Source organism: Rhodococcus sp. JG-3, assembly GCF_000482405.1.
Lineage (GTDB): Bacteria > Actinomycetota > Actinomycetes > Mycobacteriales > Mycobacteriaceae > Rhodococcoides > Rhodococcoides fascians.
In genome coordinates this window covers 1,110,295-1,128,273 of the sequence record NZ_KI519398.1, presented here as the reverse complement: position 1 = coordinate 1,128,273, position 17,979 = coordinate 1,110,295, and the positions used below count along the sequence as shown (strand labels likewise).

The 17,979-nt window shown below is 65.3% G+C and carries 17 protein-coding genes; 6 read left to right on the top strand and 11 right to left on the bottom strand.

The genetic code is table 11. From position 1 onward, the window contains the following. Position 1: 1 nt before the first annotated feature. The gene (locus K414_RS0106795; RefSeq protein WP_027495265.1) at positions 2-631 is read left to right on the top strand and encodes an SAM-dependent methyltransferase; all 630 of its coding nucleotides are present in this window, start codon (positions 2-4) and stop codon (positions 629-631) included. An 18-nt stretch (positions 632-649) separates the two neighbouring features. On the opposite strand, the gene K414_RS0106790 is transcribed toward K414_RS0106795, so the two are convergent. Further along, complete coding sequence (locus K414_RS0106790; RefSeq protein ID WP_081701547.1) at positions 650-1,390, bottom strand: GAF and ANTAR domain-containing protein; 741 nt, start codon at positions 1,388-1,390, stop codon at positions 650-652. 134 nt (positions 1,391-1,524) lie between these two features. Beyond that, entirely contained in the window at positions 1,525-2,547 is a 1,023-nt protein-coding gene (locus tag K414_RS0106785; RefSeq protein ID WP_027495263.1) for a putative zinc-binding metallopeptidase, read from the bottom strand. Positions 2,548-2,759: 212 nt separating this feature from the next. On the opposite strand from K414_RS0106785, the gene nhaA reads away from it, so the two are divergent. Continuing rightward, complete coding sequence (nhaA, locus tag K414_RS0106780; RefSeq protein WP_027495262.1) at positions 2,760-4,616, top strand: Na+/H+ antiporter NhaA; 1,857 nt, start codon at positions 2,760-2,762, stop codon at positions 4,614-4,616. 91 nt (positions 4,617-4,707) lie between these two features. Here nhaA and K414_RS0106775 read toward each other — a convergent pair whose 3' ends face one another. Both K414_RS0106775 and K414_RS0106770 read right to left on the bottom strand, forming a co-directional pair. Beyond that, a complete protein-coding gene (locus K414_RS0106775; protein ID WP_027495261.1) occupies positions 4,708-5,793 on the bottom strand; it encodes a DNA polymerase domain-containing protein in 1,086 nt (361 codons plus the stop codon). Positions 5,794-5,795: 2 nt separating this feature from the next. Beyond that, positions 5,796-6,845: an ATP-dependent DNA ligase gene (locus K414_RS0106770; RefSeq protein WP_027495260.1), complete on the bottom strand. Its 1,050-nt coding sequence runs from the start codon at positions 6,843-6,845 to the stop codon at positions 5,796-5,798. A gap of 104 nt (positions 6,846-6,949) precedes the next feature. On the opposite strand from K414_RS0106770, the gene K414_RS0106765 reads away from it, so the two are divergent. Both K414_RS0106765 and K414_RS0106760 read left to right on the top strand, forming a co-directional pair. Continuing rightward, positions 6,950-7,555, top strand: coding sequence for a hypothetical protein (locus tag K414_RS0106765; protein WP_027495259.1), 606 nt, complete (start codon positions 6,950-6,952; stop codon positions 7,553-7,555). Beyond that, positions 7,552-9,006: an MFS transporter gene (locus K414_RS0106760; RefSeq protein WP_051364977.1), complete on the top strand. Its 1,455-nt coding sequence runs from the start codon at positions 7,552-7,554 to the stop codon at positions 9,004-9,006. Before K414_RS0106765 ends, K414_RS0106760 begins: the two co-directional genes overlap by 4 nt. Before the next feature lie 4 nt (positions 9,007-9,010). On the opposite strand, the gene K414_RS0106755 is transcribed toward K414_RS0106760, so the two are convergent. The 6 genes from K414_RS0106755 to K414_RS26215 form a co-directional block, all read right to left on the bottom strand. After that, entirely contained in the window at positions 9,011-9,889 is an 879-nt protein-coding gene (locus K414_RS0106755) for a universal stress protein (RefSeq protein WP_027495257.1), read from the bottom strand. Between the two features lie 96 nt (positions 9,890-9,985). Further along, on the bottom strand, positions 9,986-10,351 hold the full coding sequence (locus K414_RS0106750) for a hypothetical protein (RefSeq protein ID WP_152530373.1): 366 nt from the start codon (positions 10,349-10,351) through the stop codon (positions 9,986-9,988). Between the two features lie 47 nt (positions 10,352-10,398). After that, on the bottom strand, positions 10,399-10,671 hold the full coding sequence (locus K414_RS0106745) for a hypothetical protein (protein ID WP_152530372.1): 273 nt from the start codon (positions 10,669-10,671) through the stop codon (positions 10,399-10,401). A gap of 105 nt (positions 10,672-10,776) precedes the next feature. Continuing rightward, positions 10,777-11,244, bottom strand: coding sequence for a pyridoxamine 5'-phosphate oxidase family protein (locus K414_RS0106740; protein WP_027495254.1), 468 nt, complete (start codon positions 11,242-11,244; stop codon positions 10,777-10,779). Then, on the bottom strand, positions 11,241-12,122 hold the full coding sequence (locus tag K414_RS0106735) for a universal stress protein (RefSeq protein WP_027495253.1): 882 nt from the start codon (positions 12,120-12,122) through the stop codon (positions 11,241-11,243). The genes K414_RS0106740 and K414_RS0106735 overlap by 4 nt, the downstream gene beginning before the upstream one ends. Further along, a complete protein-coding gene (locus K414_RS26215; RefSeq protein ID WP_051364975.1) occupies positions 12,119-13,120 on the bottom strand; it encodes a nitroreductase family protein in 1,002 nt (333 codons plus the stop codon). Before K414_RS26215 ends, K414_RS0106735 begins: the two co-directional genes overlap by 4 nt. A 220-nt stretch (positions 13,121-13,340) precedes the next feature. Here K414_RS26215 and ilvD point away from each other — a divergent pair, with 220 nt between their 5' ends. Next, positions 13,341-15,053 carry a dihydroxy-acid dehydratase gene (gene ilvD / locus K414_RS0106725; protein WP_027495252.1) on the top strand — a complete coding sequence of 571 codons (1,713 nt, stop codon included), beginning with the start codon at positions 13,341-13,343 and terminating at the stop codon, positions 15,051-15,053. A 147-nt stretch (positions 15,054-15,200) separates the two neighbouring features. On the opposite strand, the gene K414_RS0106720 is transcribed toward ilvD, so the two are convergent. Then, complete coding sequence (locus K414_RS0106720) at positions 15,201-17,159, bottom strand: MFS transporter (RefSeq protein WP_237606146.1); 1,959 nt, start codon at positions 17,157-17,159, stop codon at positions 15,201-15,203. A 198-nt stretch (positions 17,160-17,357) separates the two neighbouring features. Between K414_RS0106720 and K414_RS0106715 the strand changes: the two genes are divergently transcribed. After that, on the top strand, positions 17,358-17,978 hold the full coding sequence (locus K414_RS0106715) for a TetR/AcrR family transcriptional regulator (RefSeq protein ID WP_027495250.1): 621 nt from the start codon (positions 17,358-17,360) through the stop codon (positions 17,976-17,978). Position 17,979: the final 1 nt, after the last annotated feature.

The window sequence follows — 17,979 nt, the reverse complement described above, 5'->3', positions numbered from 1 at the left end:
CATGAGCTTGAGTCCGGAATACTTCCGCGATGTGTATGCCGCGCACGAGGATCCGTTCATGCTCGACAGCAAGTGGTACGAGCGTCGCAAGTATGCCCTCACCCTGGCATCGCTGCCCAAGCCGCACTATCGACGCGGCCTCGAACCCGGTTGCTCGATCGGTGTGCTCACCGAACAGCTCGCTTCCCGCTGTGAGCATCTGGTGTCGACCGACGTGGTGCAGAGCGCGCTCGATACGGCTCGCTCGCGCGTAGGAGAGAGTGCTGCAGTCGATTTCGCACTGTGGTCCCTCTCCGACGACGTATCGGCGTTGCCGAACCCCCACGAGAAGTTCGATCTGATCGTCGTCAGCGAGGTGGGCTATTACCTCGACGCCGAGGACCTGGCGGCCGCCATGAGCCGCATCGTCGGGCGGCTGGAGGCCGGAGGCACACTGGTGGCCGCGCATTGGCGTCACGACGTGGACGACTATCCCATCTCGGGCGACCGGGTTCACGAGATCATCGCTGCCACAACCGGACTGGCTGCACTGAGCCGCTATCTGGACGAGGACGTACGGATCGAGGTGTTCATCGCCACCGATGCTCCCGCTGTATCGGTCGCCAGCACCGACGGACTCGACGTGCGATGAGGCCCGAGGCCCCGGTCGCTATTCGGTGGACTTCGCCGCGTCGTCGACCAACTGCACGGCGAGGTCGGCCAGCTTGACGTTGGTGTCCTGAGAGAGCTTGGCCAGCAACGCGAATGCCGCCTGCGAATTGAGGTTGTAGCGTTCCATCAGCATGCCCTTGGCCTGCCCGATCAGATCCCGGCTGGTCAGGGCGGCCCTGATCTGCTGTTCTTCCCGGGCACTGGAGAACGCGATGGCCGCGTGCGCAGCGAACAACGAACCGATGGATTCGGCCTCGGCCGAGAACGCGCCGGTTCGCGTCGAATGCAGGTTGAGTGCGCCGAAGTTGAACCCTTCGACGTAGAGCTGAAAGCAGATCATGCTCTTGACCCCGAGCGCAGACGCTGCATCGGTGAACTGTGGCCAGCGAGTCTCGCTGTCCATGTCGTCGATACGGATGGTCGTCTGTTCGATCGCCGACTCGAGGCACGGCCCCTCGCCCAGCTGCTCCTGAATCTTGTCGCAGTGCCCGGCAACTTCTCCGGACAGAGCGGCGCTGTGCACGAACTTGCCCTGCATGACCGTCGTGATGGATGCGTACTCGGCATTGGGGACCTGAGCGACCGCGGCCTCGGTGATCATGGCCAGGACGCGATCGGGATCGGAATGCTGACGCCGCAGCTTCTCGGCCACCTCGGCCAGCCGGCGACTCAGCTGAAAGTCGCTAACCCGCGGGAGGGCGCCCGACGCGTTCAGTGTCTGCTCGCTGATGGTGGTCACCTCGTCCTACTGCTGCACTCTGCCCGCGACTGCACTCTGCCCACTAATGCGCAGGGGGGCGTACCCGGTATCGGCGGATGCCGACAACACAGGATACGCCCCTGGGCGCTGAGCTCAACGACCGTGAGCGAGGCTCACAGAGCGCTGGGTGCCACCAGAGAGTGCACGAAGCCGATCTTCTTCACGACGGTCGCCGGCAGCACGAACGGGTACAGGTCCTGGTGACCCATCGATCGGTTGATCTGGTTGAGTGCCCACGACAACGGCAGCCACCAGTCGATGATCTGATCGAAGCCGACCTCGCCGGGCAGCGGGCTTTCGAGGGTGGATCCGGCCGGTGCCATCCCGAAGGCCGCGGCCGTGTCGAGGGTGTCGCGGATGTGCAGGTAGTGGGCGAAGGTCTCGGCCCAGTCCTCGGCGGGGTGCATAGTGGCGTAGGACGAGACATAGGTGTCCTCCCAGCCCTCCGGTGCACCTTCGCTGTAGTGGCGATCGAGCGCATCCTGGTAGCTCGAATCCGGATCGCCGAACAGTTCCTCGAACGCCGCGCGGTGTTCACCGTCTCCGACCAGCACCATCTGGTAGTAATGGCCGATCTCGTGACGGAAGTGCCCGACCAGCGTGCGGTAGGGCTCCGACATCTCCACGCGGAGCTGCTCGCGGTGTACGTCGTCGCCCTCGGCGAGGTCGAGGGTGATCAGACCGTTGTTGTGCCCGGTCATCACCTGCTGGTTGGCGCTGGAGAGCAGATCGAACATCAGACCCGTGGACGCGTCCTCGTCCCGGCCGACGATCGGCAGACCCAGCTCGGTGAGCTCGAGGATGACGCGACGCTTGTTGGTCTCCGCGTCCGCGTAGGCGGCCATGGCGTCCAGGTCGTCGTCGGCCGGGCGAGTCCGCGTCAGCCGGCAGGACAGGCAGAGGTCGTCGGAATCGGATGCGTCGACCAGCCAGTTGCAGCGTGCGGTGTTGAGATTGGCGCACGTCTTCCAGATGGCACCGTCCACCTCGGCCTCGGAGATGCCGTCTTCCTTGTCCGGGAGCACCAGGAGGGCTCTGCTCGGCAGATGGAAGCCGAGTGCGCTCGAGCAGCTCAGACACAGTGAGTTCTCGAACGACAGCTTCTGTCCGCACTTGCGGCAGATGAAATCACGCATGGATGTTCCTTAGTGGCAGGGGTGAGTCGGGCTCGTATTCCCGATTCTCGGCGGACTAATGCCGTTCGCCGAATATGTCGTGCACATCTCTTCGACAACGCTTCCCGGCAAGAGAACCATCCAGGGTACTGACCTGCGTGGAAGTAAAGCGTCGACCGCCGTGTTGGTACAGACTGCTTCACAACACCTCCGAGGAAGGACCCGGGCTGCAGATGGCAGATCAGATCACGCCGACGGACCGGCCGATGGCACGATTCGTCGAACGGATCTCGCGGGCTCGCGGCGAGAAGAACAGTGAAACCTTGGCCGCGGGCTTCCTGCTGGCGGCCACGTTGATCGCCCTGATCTGGGCGAACTCACCACTCGGTGACACCTATCAGTCGTTCTGGCACACCGAGCTGTCCATCACCGTGGGTGAGCACGGCATCTCCCTCGACCTCGCCCACTGGGTCAACGACGGGCTGATGGCGCTGTTCTTCTTCGTCGTCGGTCTCGAGGTCAAACGCGAGTTCGCGATGGGTGAGCTCACCGACAGATCGCGCGCAGCGATTCCCATCGTGGCTGCCCTCGCCGGTCTGGCCGCACCCGCGCTGCTGTTCCTCGCCTTCAACCCCTCCGGCCCCGCCGCCCAGGCCTGGGGCGTGGTCATCTCCACCGATACCGCGTTCCTGCTCGGTGCCCTGGCGGTACTCGGCCCGAAAAAGGCCGCGCGGCTGCGGATCTTCTTGTTGACGCTGGCCGTGGCCGACGACGTGGGCGCGCTGGCGATCATCGCGTTCTTCTACACCGACGATCTCGACGTGGTTCCGCTGGTGTTGGCGTTCATCGGGCTCGGACTGATCTTCCTACTGCGTCGACTCGAGGTGTGGCGCGGTGTCGGGTACTTCGTCGTCGCGCTGTTCACGTGGGTCGCGATGTACGAGTCGGGCGTTCACCCCACCCTCGCCGGCGTGATGATCGCGCTGATTCTTCCGGTGTACCCGCCGCGTCGCTCCGAGGTGGAACGAGCATCGGACCTCACCCGCGCCTTCCGTCAATCGCCGAATCCCGAATACGCCCGAGCCGCGAGACTCGGCCTGGATCAAGCCGTCTCGGTCAACGAGAGACTGATGCGCCTGTATCAGCCGTACACCGCGTTCATCATCGTGCCGATCTTCGCGCTCGCCAATGCCGGAGTGGTGCTCAGCTCGGACACCCTGAAGGCTGCCTCCACGTCGACGCTCACCTGGGGCATCATCGCCGGCCTGGTGCTCGGCAAGCTCGTCGGAATCACCGGGGCCTCGGCCATTTTCGCGAAGTTGCGACCCTCGGCTCTGGCTCCCGGACTGACCATGTCGCACATCGCGGGTGGTGCGGCGATGTCCGGAATCGGGTTCACGATCTCGCTGTTCATCATCGACCTAGCGCTCGACGATCCGCTGCTGGCCGACGAGGCCCGCGTCGGCGTGCTGGCGGCCTCGGTCATCGCTGCCCTGCTCGGCTGGATCCTCTTCCGCATCGACGCGAAGATCCACCCGCCGAAAGCCGAGGCGTCGCTGCGTATTCTGCGTCCGGTCAGCGCCAAGCGCGATCACATCCGCGGTCCCGTCGACGCTCCGCTGACGATCGTGGAGTACGCGGACTTCGAATGCCCGTTCTGCAGCAAGGCAACCGGCAGCGTCGCCGAGGTACGCAAGCACTTCGGTGACGACCTCCGGTACGTCTACCGACACCTGCCGCTGGACGACTACCACCCCCATGCCCGCTACGCCGCGTATGCCAGCGAGGCTGCCGCGGCGCAGGGCAAGTTCTGGGAGATGGCCGACGTGTTGTTCCGCAACAGCGACGCCCTCGAACCCGACGACATCGACGGGTACGCACGCGAACTCGGCCTCGACATGGACAGATTCGAGGACGACATCCGCACCGGCGACTACGTGGTGCGCGTCGAGGACGACGAACTCGACGCCACGTCCTCCGATGTGGGCGGCACTCCGACGTTCTACCTGGGTCGCGGCGACAAGAACCTCACCCGCCACGTCGGACCATATGATGCGGCGACGTTGATCCGGGAACTCGAATCCATGTGAGGGTGGGCCGGGTTGCACAGAACACGGCTCGATCGACCGGATCCCGTCGACAACGCTACGTAGTGTGCAACCCTGCCCAGGCCGAGCGGAACTAGCTGTCGGTGCGATTTCCTTCCGCATCCCAATGCTCGGCGACTTTCTTCGACGGCTGCACTCGGGGCGGTTCGCCCGGCATCTTGGGGTAGTCGGGCGGGAAGTTCAGCTCACCACCCGGCAGTGTTTCCCACAGGTGCAGAAGCGGTTCCAGCGAATACGCCTTCGTGTCCATGTCGGCCCACGGGTCGCCGTCCTGCACCAGTTCCGGCACGGTGACGAGGTTGAAGTCACGCGGATCGGTGACGTCCGCCAACTGCGACCACGTCATCGGCGTACTCACCGTCGCTCCGGGACGGGCTCGCAGACTCCACGCGCTGGCTATGGTGCGGTCACGGTTGTTCTGGTTGTAATCGATGAAGATGCGTTCTCCGCGTTCTTCTTTCCACCAGTTGGTGGTCACCCCGTCGTCGCGACGTTCGAGTTCTCGGCCCAGGCCGATGGCCGCATGACGCACCTGCTCGAACGTGTACTCGGGCTCGATGCGCACGTAGATGTGAATGCCACGATTGCCGCTGGTCTTGGGGTAGCCGCGTAAGCCCAATTCCTCCAACAGCTCTCGCGTCACATCGGCGACCCGAAGCGCGTCGGCGAACGTCGTCCCGGGCTGCGGATCGAGATCGAGACGCAGCTCGTCGGGATGGTCGACGTCCGGTCGTCGCACCGGCCACGGATGGAAGGTCAGCGTGCCCATCTGGGCTGCCCACACCAGAGACGCAGTTTCGGAGGGACACAGTTCCTCGGCAGTGCGCTTGCTCGGGAACGCGATCTTCACGGTCTCGATCCACTCGGGCGCACCCTTGGGCAACCGCTTCTGATAGAAACCGTCGCCCTCCTTGTCCTGCGGGCCGAGCGCCAATCGCATGCCCTCCCGGTAGCCGTCGGGCCACCGCTCCATCGCGGTCGGGCGGTCGCCGATCGCCCGCATCAGCGGTTCGCCCACCGCGGCGAAGTATTCGCACACCTGGAGTTTGGTGATCTCCGGGGTGCGTTCGGTCGCCTCGTAGATCACGCGGTCGGGACTCGACACTCGCACTTCGCGCTCCCCCGCCTGCACGAACGCCGGTGGTGTTTTCGCGGCCATGTCTATCGCCCTCCAGCAATCACATCGGCGACGTCGTAGCGCACCGGCACTTCGAGCTGGTCGTAGGCGCACGAGCGCGGATCGCGATCCGGGCGCCAGCGCAGGAACCTGGCCACGTGCCGCAGCCGCGCGCCTTCCATCTGGTCGTAGGCGACTTCGATGACCCGCTCGATGCGCACCGGAATCCAATTGCGATCGTTGGACGAATTCCAACGGGTCGCCTCGCCGTCGTAGGTGACGTCGTCACCGAGCCGGAGCGGTTCGAGTTCTTCGAGCAACTCCAGCCGCCGCTTGTCGGTGAACGCCGACGCTCCGCCGATCATGCGCAGATCCTCGCCGTCGTACAGGCCGAGCAGCAGTGATCCGATGCCGTTGCCGGACTTGTGAATTCGATAGCCGATCAACACGCAGTCGGCGGTACGGGCATGCTTGATCTTGATCATCTCGCGCTTGTTGGGCAGGTACGGCCCGTCGAGCTTCTTCGCTACGACGCCGTCGAGGCCTGCTCCCTCGAACCGCTCGAACCAATCCTCGGCCACGGCCGCGTCGTCGGTGGCCGAGGTGACGAAGCAACTCGGCCCGCCCGTGCCCACCGCGTCGAGCAATCGCGCCCGCCGCGTCGAGAACGGCTCACCCGTCAGATCCTCGTCGCCGACGGCCAACAGATCGAAGCCGATGAACTGCGCCGGTGTCTTCTCCGCCAGCATCGTCACTCGGCTCGCCGCGGGATGGATGCGCTCGGACAACGACTCCCAGTCCAGGCGCGTGGAACCGTTCTTCTCGCGCGGCACCACGATCTCTCCGTCGATCACGATCTTCTCGGGTAGTTCGGCCTTGACGGCCTCGACGAGCTCGGGAAAGTACCGAGCCAGGTCCTTGCCGCCGCGCGATCCCAGCACCACCTCGTCGCCGTCGCGGAACACGATGGCGCGAAAACCGTCCCATTTGGGCTCGTACGACCACACCGGCGGCCCGTCCTCGGGCTGAGGAGGCACCACTTTCGCGGCTTTGGCGAGCATCGGCGCAACCGGAACGGCGAGAGGAAGATCCACGCACTTCATCCTGCCTCATGCGGCCGACAACCGAGTCCGATATTTTCTACACACATACGGTCGATGCACCCAGCACGCTTCTTTCGTCGAGAGCAGGACTCACCATGGCGTCACCCACTCGTTCGGTCCGCGCTTTCGTCGCCGCTCTGTCCGCCTGCGCGGCGGTGCTACTGAGCGGATGCGCCTCGGAGGTATCCGGGACCGCCGTCGCCATCTCCGGTGCCAGCATTCCCACCACCACCACGACGCCGCCACGCACCACCACCGGTTCCCCGACCCCCGACATCGACGAGGGCGGCAGCGTCGACATCGACGTCGAGATCGGCCAATGCGTCGAACTCGGTGGGACGGTCGAGAACGCAACCGTCGCCAATGCGACCTGCGGATCCCCACAGTCCAACTACGTCGTGTTCGCCAAGACTCCGACCTCGGCCGAATGCCCGCCCGACGCCGATCAGTACTACTACGAGACGTACTTCGACATCGAGCAAGGGGCCCTGTGCCTCGACATCGACTGGATCGTCGGTGGCTGCATGGACTTGGTGGGCGAGTTCGCGCAACGCGTCGACTGCGCCACCCCGGGTGCCGACACCCGCCGGGTGGTGACCATCCTGCAGGGCACCACGTCGGTCGACGACTGCCCCGACCCCGCGCTGTACGGATTCGAGAAGGACTCCCGCAACTTCGTCGTCTGCGTCGAGAAGTTGTGACCGAGCAGCCTGCAGAGCGGCCCGATGTAGCCATTTCCCTGTCCAGTGCGCGGGGCCGATGGATCGTCGCGGCCACCGTGCTCGGGTCGTCTCTGGCGATGCTCGACGCCACCGTGGTCAACATCGCGCTGCCGGCGATCGGTCGGGATCTGGGATCGGGTGTCACCGGGCTGCAGTGGACGCTCAGCGGTTACACGTTGGCGCTGGCCTCGCTGATCCTGCTCGGCGGCTCGCTCGGTGACCGGCTCGGACGCAGGCGGGTGTTCGTCTGGGGCACCGTCTGGTTCACGGCGGCATCGGTCCTGTGCGGTCTTGCCCCCAGCATCGAGGTGTTGATCGCCGCGCGGCTGCTCCAAGGCATCGGCGCGGCATTGCTGACCCCGGGTTCGCTCGCGCTGATCTCGGCGTCCATCAGGTCCGACGATCGCGGGGCTGCGATCGGGCTGTGGTCGGGGCTGGGCGGAGTGGCGTCGGCGATCGGTCCGCTGCTCGGTGGCTGGCTCGTCGACGCCGTCGGCTGGCGCGCGGTGTTCCTGATCAATGTTCCACTGGCCGTGGTGGTCGTGTGGGTGGCGATGAAACATGTTCCGGAGAGCCGTGATCCGCACGCCGCCGGTCGCCTCGACGTCCCGGGCGCGGTGACGGTCGCCGCTGCCCTCGGGCTGCTGACGTACGGCCTGATCGAGTCCCACGTTCTTGCGCTCGCGTTGGGGATCGTCGCGGTCGGAATGTTCGTGGTGATCGAGCGCCGCACCCACGATCCGCTGGTACCGCCGTCACTGTTCGCCTCGCGCGTGTTCCTGGCAGCCAATCTCGTGACCTTCGCCGTGTACGCCGCCCTGGGCGGGGTGTTCTTCCTCCTGGTGTTGCAGCTGCAGTTCGCGGTCGGGTTCTCCCCTGTCGCAGCCGGATTGGCCACCATTCCGATCACCGTGCTGATGCTTCTGCTGTCGGCCCGTGCGGGCCGGCTCGCGGGGCGCATCGGCCCGCGCATCCCGATGACGGTCGGGCCGCTGCTGTCGGCGACGGGACTGCTGCTGATGCTGCGCATCGGGCCCGGATCCACCTATGTCGCCGATGTTCTCCCCGCCGTCGTCGTGTTCGGCCTCGGCCTGTCCGCTCTGGTGGCCCCGTTGACCGGAGCCGTCCTGAGCGCAGCACCGGACGACCGCGCCGGAATCGCATCGGGCGTCAACAATGCGGTCGCCAGAACCAGTCAACTACTCGCCGTTGCTGCGCTGCCCGCGTTGGCCGGCATTGCCGGGTCCGATTACTCTGCGCCGCAGGTGTTCTCGGCTGGGTTCCACTCGGCGATGCTGATGTGCGCCGGGCTCTTGGTACTCGGCGCAGTCATCGCGGCTGCGCTGATCAGGAGCACTGGCGACACCTCCGACTGCCCACCGCACTGCGATCTGGGTGCCCCACCGGTCGACAGACGCAGCGTCGACTGACTGCTCACCGCACGATCAAGACCGAGCATTCGGCATGGTGCACGAGGTTCTGACTGACCGACCCCAGGATCGCACTGCGGAGGGCACCTCTGCCTCGGCACCCGACCACGAGCATCGATGCCGACGCAGACAGCGCTCGCAAGCCTCGTGTCGGGCTCGATTGGGCACTGACGGTCGTGAGCTGCACAGCCGGATACTTCTCGTGCATCTTCTCCACATGCGTTTCCAGCCAACGCTTCTCGTCTTCCTGCACCGCCTGCCAGTCGATGTAGCCGGCGCTCATCCCGATGCCGGCCTGAGCCGCGAACCCCCAGTAGTTGACTGCGATCACGGGTGCGCCCAGGTTGTCGGCCATCTCGAGCGCGGCACCCAGCGCTCGATCGGACTGTTCGCTGCCGTCGATCCCGACCACGATCGGGCGGCCCACGTCGGCCTTGTCATTTTCGTTGCGGAGCAACAACACCGGACACTGCGCGTGCGTCATGACGCGCAGCGTGTTGCTACCGAGGGTGAGGTCGCGGATCGCGCTCGACTTCCTGGATCCCAGCACCACCATGTCTGCTCCCACGTCGGCCACGTACGACGCGATGGTGCCTTCCACACTGACGGTGTCCACGGATACCCCGGGTGCTGCGGCGTGTACCTCTCCCTCTGCTCGGACGAGGTGTTTGCGGCCCATGGCACGAAGATCCCTCTCCAGCGCGCCACCGTCGACGAATGCTGCCGACCCGTACCAATCCCCCACGGGGACTGCATGAACGAGACGTACGGTCGCGTGGACCTTGTCCGCGTAGGTGCCGGCCCATCGGGCTGCAGCCTCGGCCTCGGCCGATCCGTCGATACCCACGACGATGGGAAGTGTGCGGGCGGTGGAATTACTCATGTGATCTTCCTGTCTCGATGTCGACGGCCACGGCACAGTCGCCATGACATGATGAATTGCGTTGCAGTCGAATTGGCAGTCCGCGCTCGCGTCCGGTCAGCGGCCGAAGAGCGCGGACACCTCGTCGAGGTCGATGTCGGTTCGGCAACCGCTCGGCTCCAATTCGACGTAGAAACTCTCGTAGCCGCGCGGGTCCGCACCGCGCTCACCCGTGCTGCGCCGCTCGAACACTCGTGCGTCCGGCCACCGTTCGAGCACGGCTGTTCTGAGGATGTGCCCGTCGGGCGAGACCCCGCTGAGAGGCCCGTACTCGGCGATCACCACCGAATGGACGACACCGTCGATCGATGCAGTGGTCACCGGAAACACCATCGGTACCGATTGCGTCGGAATCTCGACGACCAAGGAGTCGGAATCGACTCGCATCGAGCCCGTCACCTGTGGCCTTTCACTGTCGGTCATCCTCGTCGTTCCTGCTCTCGCGGGCTCACGTCCGCCGGAAGTCGGCGTCACACCGACCCCGCGACAGAATCGGAACCCGAAGGCGCATGCGACCTTTGCGCGGCGTGCTGCCCTGCACGAAGGCTCACTGCGGCCATCACGAACATCGCTGCTGCCGCACCTCCGCAGACCGCAGCCCAGCCGGTCACACCGGACGCGAGCAACGTCAGGAAAAGGCCTACCGCGGCGACGGCACACACCAGTAGCACTTCGGCGAGGACATTTTCGGCCTCGGCCAACACGGCCTGCCCGTCGTGTCCGTCGTGTACTTGCTGCTTCATCTCGAACTCCTCGAAGTCGACGAATCGGTAGAACCGACATTGCCGAATTCTCGATGCCGACGGCAGGGTCGAAAGTCCCGATCCTGCCGCCATGAGGCCCGGCCTTCACCCTCGTGAATTCGTCTCGCCCGCAGTCGGTCCACGCATCAGCTCGACCCCCGACACCGACGTCGGGGTCACTTCGACGAGTCGGTGCATCGGTGGGCCGTCCGAATGAGGCCGGGGCAGTAGCTGTTCGAGGACTTCGAGTCGAGCATCCACGACCGCACGGGCGATTCCGTGAATCACGACAGTCGATACGGTCAGGTGAGCGTCGTCCTCGGCGTCCACTTCCAGGACGACCGAGGAATCGAGCGCGCTCCACCCCAACCGCGACCGCCCCTCGGCGTAGAAATACACCCGACTACCGCTCCACACGATGGAGACCGGGTCGATGGTGGGCCCGAAGTGGTCGTGGCCGATCAGCCGTGCGACGGTCGCCCGTCGCGCAAGCCGATGAGCGTTGTCGGAGTCCAGAACTCGTCGTCGATCATCACTCCCGCGCACACGATTCGGTACGGTGCGGTTGGTCATCGGTCTCTGCAGATCATCACCGGGCAGTGGGCGTGGCGGGTGAGGTTGCTACTGGTCGATCCGAACAGTGCTCGGGCAACCACTCCTCGCCCGTGACTGCCGACCACCACGAGGCCGGCTCGCTTGGACAGATCGACAAGGAGATGCGCCGGGTTACCCTGTCGCACCACATGTTCGACACTGACATCCGGATATTTCTCGGCCCACCCGGCCAGACATTCGGAGAGCAGCATCTGCTGCTCACGCTCGATCTCGATGCTGTCATGCGGCCCCGTCGGGGAGAGTGCCGCGCCGTGAGACCACGAGTTCCAGGCGAGCGCGGCGATCATCGGTACACCGAACAACGAGGCCAGATCGAAGGCCTGTTCGACGGCCGCCTCACTCGTTGCTTTGCCGTCGATACCGACGAGGACCGGCGCGTCGAAGCCGGCGTCGCCCTCCCGCCACACGATCACCGGGCACAGGGCCGCATTCGAGGTCTCCTGCGCCGTACTGCCGAACAATGCGGACACGATCGGACCGGAACCCGAATTGCCGACGACGAGCATCCGCGCGGTGGAGGAGAGTTCGACCATCATCGTGCACGCCGTCGCCTCCTCCACCAAGGTGGAGACGGCAAGGTCGGGATGACGGGCCAGCACTGCGGCAGCGACGTCGGTCACCATGTGTTCGGACGCTCGGCGCTGCTCGTCCCACACCTCCTTCGGCACGACCGCTGCGGGCTCGCCCATGTAGATCACAGGCTGCTGTACTGCAGTGGCGATGAGCAGGGGAGAGTCCACCCTTTCTGCCAGTGTCGCCGCCCAGAGCGCAGCGCCGATACTGCCGGCCGAACCATCCACCCCCACCACGATTTTCTGATGTGCTGCGAGAATCACGATCGTCTCCTGTTCGTTGCGCGTGCGGGAGCAGACAGCACCGAGGCCACCGCATGTCGTGGCGTTCGAGGCGCCGGGGCGCCGATCATCGGTGTACCGACTCGAATCAGCACCTGTGCCATGCCGATGTGCGGTGCCAACGACTGGACGAGTCGCCTGCTGCCGGCCTGTTCCGTCATGTGAGTCAGCGGGCACGTCGCCAAGCCGTCCGCGGTCGCTGCCAGCAGAAACGTCGACATGGCACGGCCACAGTTCAGCCAATCCAGTCGTTCGTCCGACGGTGTGCCGAGCAGCACCACCGTGGACTCGTCTTCGACCGGCTCGCGCGGAACCACCGTGCCGACGCGGTGCGGTTCGGGGAATGCTCGTCCCACCTGGACCCTCGACGCATCCGCGCGGTTCGTCAGCGCCTCGGGCGGAATTCCGCCGGAACGAAACGAGTGCCCGGCCCACCATCTGATCTCGGCCTGGTACGTCGCGTCGTACTTCCGGATGCCCGCGCTCAGCGTCGAGGCCCTCGCCAACGTCTGTTTCGACTCTGCCGACAAGACGGTCATCTCGGTGCCGTAGTGCTGACGACCGAGATACCGCGTCAGAACACGATCGGTCGGCACCGGTCCGAACGCCCGACGATCCGAGTGCCGACGATTGATCGCACTCAACATGTCGAACTCACGCGACCGAGGATGCGCGTCGTGCACGAGGCGGATACGCGCAAGATGATCCGGCGTGCCCGGGGCGGGCAACAGGTCGATCTCGGTCTTCCACCGAAACGCCGCGGCAGCCTTCTCGAGATGGTCCAACGCGGCCCCGCAGCTCATCACCATCTGCCGTTCGGTCGGGTCGATCACCCCCAGCACGCGGGAGGTGTCGGTGTACAGATCGAGTCCGTGTTCGGAGTAGGTCCACCTCCACGGCTGACTGTTGTGCACCGACGGCGCGCGGCACGCGAGCTCCACCAGCATTTCCACCACGGCCGTATCCGGCTGATCGCTCATCGTCTCTCCTCGACCTCCCACCGCGATGCGGTGGATCCGTCCCCACTGTCGCCCCGAGGTCGCGGTGCTCGACAGGGCCGTTCGTCACTCGATGGAGGGCATTCCGGTGCATGCCGAAAGAGCGCAGCGCCACAGGTTTAGTGTTGACGGTGAATGCGACTCGGGGCGGAACCTGAGGACGCGACCGAGGAGCCACCATCGCCGACCGTTCAGGAGTGTCATGACGACCCCGCACAATCCACCCGAAGTCGACGTCAAGCCACGTAGCCGGGACGTCACCGACGGGCTGGAGAAGACTGCCGCCCGCGGCATGCTCCGCGCCGTCGGGATGGGCGACGACGACTGGGTCAAGTCCCAGATCGGCGTCGCGTCGTCGTGGAACGAGATCACTCCCTGCAACCTCTCGCTCGAACGACTGGCGAAGGAAGTCAAGAAGGGCGTCCACGCGGCCGGCGGGTATCCGTTGGAATTCGGCACCATTTCGGTGTCCGACGGCATCTCGATGGGCCACGAGGGCATGCACTTCTCGTTGGTCTCGCGTGAGGTCATCGCCGACAGCGTCGAAACCGTCATCAGCGCCGAACGTCTCGACGGCTCCGTGCTGCTCGCCGGCTGCGACAAGTCGCTGCCCGGAATGTTGATGGCTGCCGCGCGTCTCGACCTCGCCAGCGTCTTCCTCTACGCCGGATCCACCCTGCCCGGATTCGCCACCCTGTCCGACGGCAGCGAGCACCAGGTGACGATCATCGACGCCTTCGAGGCCGTCGGTGCCTGCTCGCGTGGACTGATGTCGCGCGCCGACGTCGACACCATCGAACGCGCCATCTGCCCCGGCGAAGGCGCCTGCGGCGGCATGTACACCGCGAACACCATGGCCAGCGCCGCCGAGGCCATGGGAATGTCGTTGCCCGGCAGCGCTTCTCCGCCGGCACCGGATCGTCGCCGGGACGGCTTCGCACACGCCAGCGGCGAGGCCGTCGTCGAATTGCTGCGACGCGGCATCCGCACCAGCGACATCCTCACCAAGGAAGCCTTCGAGAACGCGATCGCCGTCGTCATGGCTTTCGGCGGATCAACCAACGCCGTGCTGCACCTGCTGGCCATCGCGCACGAAGCTCAGGTCGAACTGACCCTCGCCGACTTCACCCGCGTCGGAGCGAAGGTTCCACACCTCGCCGACGTCAAGCCCTTCGGCAAGCACGTCATGACCGACGTCGACGCCATCGGCGGTGTCCCCGTGGTCATGAAGGCGCTGCTCGACGCCGGCCTCATGCACGGCGACTGCATGACCGTCACCGGAAAGACCGTGGCGGAGAACCTCGCACACATCGCTCCCCCGGACCCCGACGGCAAAGTGCTGCGCGCACTGGACAAGCCGATCCACCCGACCGGCGGCATCACCATTCTCGAAGGATCACTCGCCCCGGGCGGAGCCGTCGTCAAGTCCGCCGGTTTCGATTCCGACGTATTCGTCGGTACCGCACGAGTTTTCGAGCGCGAACGCGCGGCCATGGATGCTCTCGAAGACGGCACCATCGCGGCAGGCGACGTCGTCGTCATCCGGTACGAGGGACCCAAGGGCGGACCCGGAATGCGCGAAATGCTCGCGATCACCGGAGCCATCAAGGGCGCGGGCCTGGGCAAGGACGTCCTGCTGCTCACCGACGGCCGATTCTCCGGCGGAACCACCGGCCTCTGCGTCGGACACGTGGCACCCGAGGCAGTCGACGGCGGACCCATCGCCTTCGTCCGCGACGGCGACCAGATCCGACTCGACGTCGGCAAGGGCACCCTCGACGTTCTCGTCGACGCAGCCGAAATGCAAGCACGCCAGGAGGGTTGGGCACCGCTTCCTCCGCGCTACACCCGCGGAGTGCTGGCCAAATACTCGAAACTGGTCGGTTCGGCATCGAACGGTGCGGTGCTGATCTAGCCGACCACCGCCTCACCCTGGCCCCCGGCCCTAGCCCCCCCCCCCCCGGTTGGGATCAATGTGGGTTTCAGTCAGTTGGACTGCAACAAAGGCGCATTGATCCCAACCCGGCGGCAGTGCAGTGGTCCATTCACGCGTTCGGGAGGTCTACAACGGCATGGCCCAGATAGGGCTCGAGCGTTCGTTCATCTCGGTGCACGTCGCGTGTTGTCGGCTGGCTCGTTGGTAGAACGTCTGCAACGGTTCGGTCGGCTCCACGTCCGGCGGAGTCGGTGTGACGGGCAGTTCGCCGAGTTCGAGCGCCAACTGATAGATGCTGGGGCGTTCGAGTTCGGCGTCGACCAGTGCCCGCGCGGCAGCGTTGTGCGGCTTCGCTGTTCGCGGTACACGCGGCGTACTCGGTTCGGGCTTGGCTGCCGACGGCCGTTCGAGTAGCTGCTCGAGCTCGGCGACCTCACGGACAGCCGCTGCGCGCGTGGCCGGCGGCGCAACGAAGGGCACGATCGGCTCGAACGCGATCATGTCCGACGACGACGCGAGCGCCTTGTTCTTGGCCGGGATGAGGAACGCCACGATCACGGTTCCGGTTCCGAACACCACGGCCGCAACGACACTGGTGTGCACAACGGCGCTGCCGAAGGCGGAGATGGCATTCGCTTCGAGATTGTCTGCGAAGCCGCTCAGAAATGCATTCTGCTCGCGAATGATGTCGGAGACGATCACCGCACCGGCCAGCGAATCCTGCGATGCTGCAAGCCCTTCTGCGGCCTGACCGGTGTACTGGCCGTTGGGTTGCTTTCCGGGGAAGGTCTGCAGAAACCCCTCGATTCCCTGTCGATACGACGCCGCCAGAACCGAACCCAATACTGCGATGCCGAGAGACCCGCCCAGTTCGAGTGCAGTGTCGTTCAGTCCGCCGCCGACACCGAGCTTGTCGTCCGGGAACTCACCCATGATGGCGTCGGTGCAGGGCGAGACGGACAGCCCGATGGCGAGTCCGAGCAGCGTCAGTACGGGTAGGAAGTCGACATACGTTGCCGTCGAATCGATTCCGACGAGGGATACGACCGACAGCGTGCCCACGATCATCCCTGCGGTGACGGTGACACGCGGCCCCATCTTGGGGGTCAGCCACATCGTGATTCCGGACCCGACGAACACTGCGCCGGCCAGCGGCAGCAGATGCACTCCGGTGGAGACCGGGCCGTACCCGAGAGCGAACTGGAGGTACTGCGCCACGAGGTAGATCGCCCCGAACGTCACCAGGAAGAACACCAGTACCGCAAGGGTGGCACCCCCGAGAACACGCGAGGAGAACATCCGCACGTCCAGCAACGGATTGGGGTGTCGTAGTTCCCAGCCCACGAAACCCAGCACCGACAGCAGTCCGACGAGGCCGAAGTACAGCGGCCCGACGGTCCAGCCGAAGTGCATGCCCTCGATGATGGAGTAGACGATGGTCGAGACGGCCAGAACCGACAGCAACCCGCCGATCCAATCGATCGCACCGGCATCGACGGCTCGCGACGGCGGGACGAGTACGACGGCTCCGGCTATGGCGGCCAGCGCAATCGGGACGTTGATCAGAAATGTCGAACTCCACGTGAAGCTCTCGAGAAGCCACCCGGCCAGCAACGGCCCGGCGGCGATGGCGAGGCCGGACGTGGCCGCCCACACGGTGACGGCTGTGGCCCGCTCACGCTTGGGGAACGTGGCCACCAGCAGAGACAACGTCGCAGGCATGACGATCGCAGCCGCGACACCCATGACGATTCGAGCCAGGATCACGCCGAGCGTGGCATCGGTCAGCGCCCCCGCCACCGACCCCGCCACGAAGATGATCAGTCCGATGATCAGCGCGCCGCGTCGGCTGTACCGGTCGCCGATCACTCCGCACAACAGCATCAACGACGCGTACGGGACGGTGTATCCGTCGATCACCCATTGAAGATCACTGCTGGTCAAGCCCAGATCCATCGTCATCGACGGCGCGGCGACGAGCAGGGACGTGTTTGCCATGACCACGATCAGCAGGCTCAGGCACAACACCACCAAGGCCGACCATCGTCGGGCATAGGGTTTGTGCATTTCTTGGACAGGTGTCATCGCAAGCAGTGTCATGTGTTCCCCCCGTTGGCAAAGTGCGACACACCTTGCACAGTGCTGTGCAGCTTAAGAAATTCGCGCTAGGATCGGCAATCTTTTGTGGCGGCAACCACACTGCGTCGACGCGATCGTGCTAGAAGTGGACGTGTGCCGAAGACGACGGAGTCGAGACCGAGCGCACGGACAGACCGATCGCCCGTGCAGCGAAGTGACGCCCGCTCGAACAGAGCGCGAATTCTCGATGTCGCGCAGGGGGTACTGGCGAACAATCCGGACGCGACCATCAACGACGTCGCGTCCGCGGCCGGGGTGGTCCGACGAACGGTGTACTCGCACTTCGCCTCTCGCGAAGCCCTGATCGACGGCATCGCACTCGAAGCCGCAGAACGCATCTCGGTCGCGCTCGAACGTGATCCGGCCGTCGACGAATCCGCCGTCACCGTGTTCGTGCGACAGACGCTGGCACTGGCACGCGTCGGAGATCAGTACCGGCTCCTACTTGCGGTTGCGCGTACCGACCTGGGACACAACGGTCTTCACGACCTGCTGGGACCGATGCGGGAGTCGGCTGCGGCTGTCATTCGACGTGGACAGCGCGAGGGTGTGTTCTCCACCTATCTGCCGGCCGAGGTGCTGATCCTCAACATCGAAGCCATCGCGCTGTCGATCCTCGAGGCCACCAATGCCGGGCTGCTCACCGACCCCACAGGTGCGGCCACCACGTCGAGTCTGGTCCTGCTCGGAATCGCACCGGACGAAGCCGAACGCATCGTGCTCGGTGTCCGTGCCGCGGACGCGCCAGCCGAAGCCCACCCCTGAA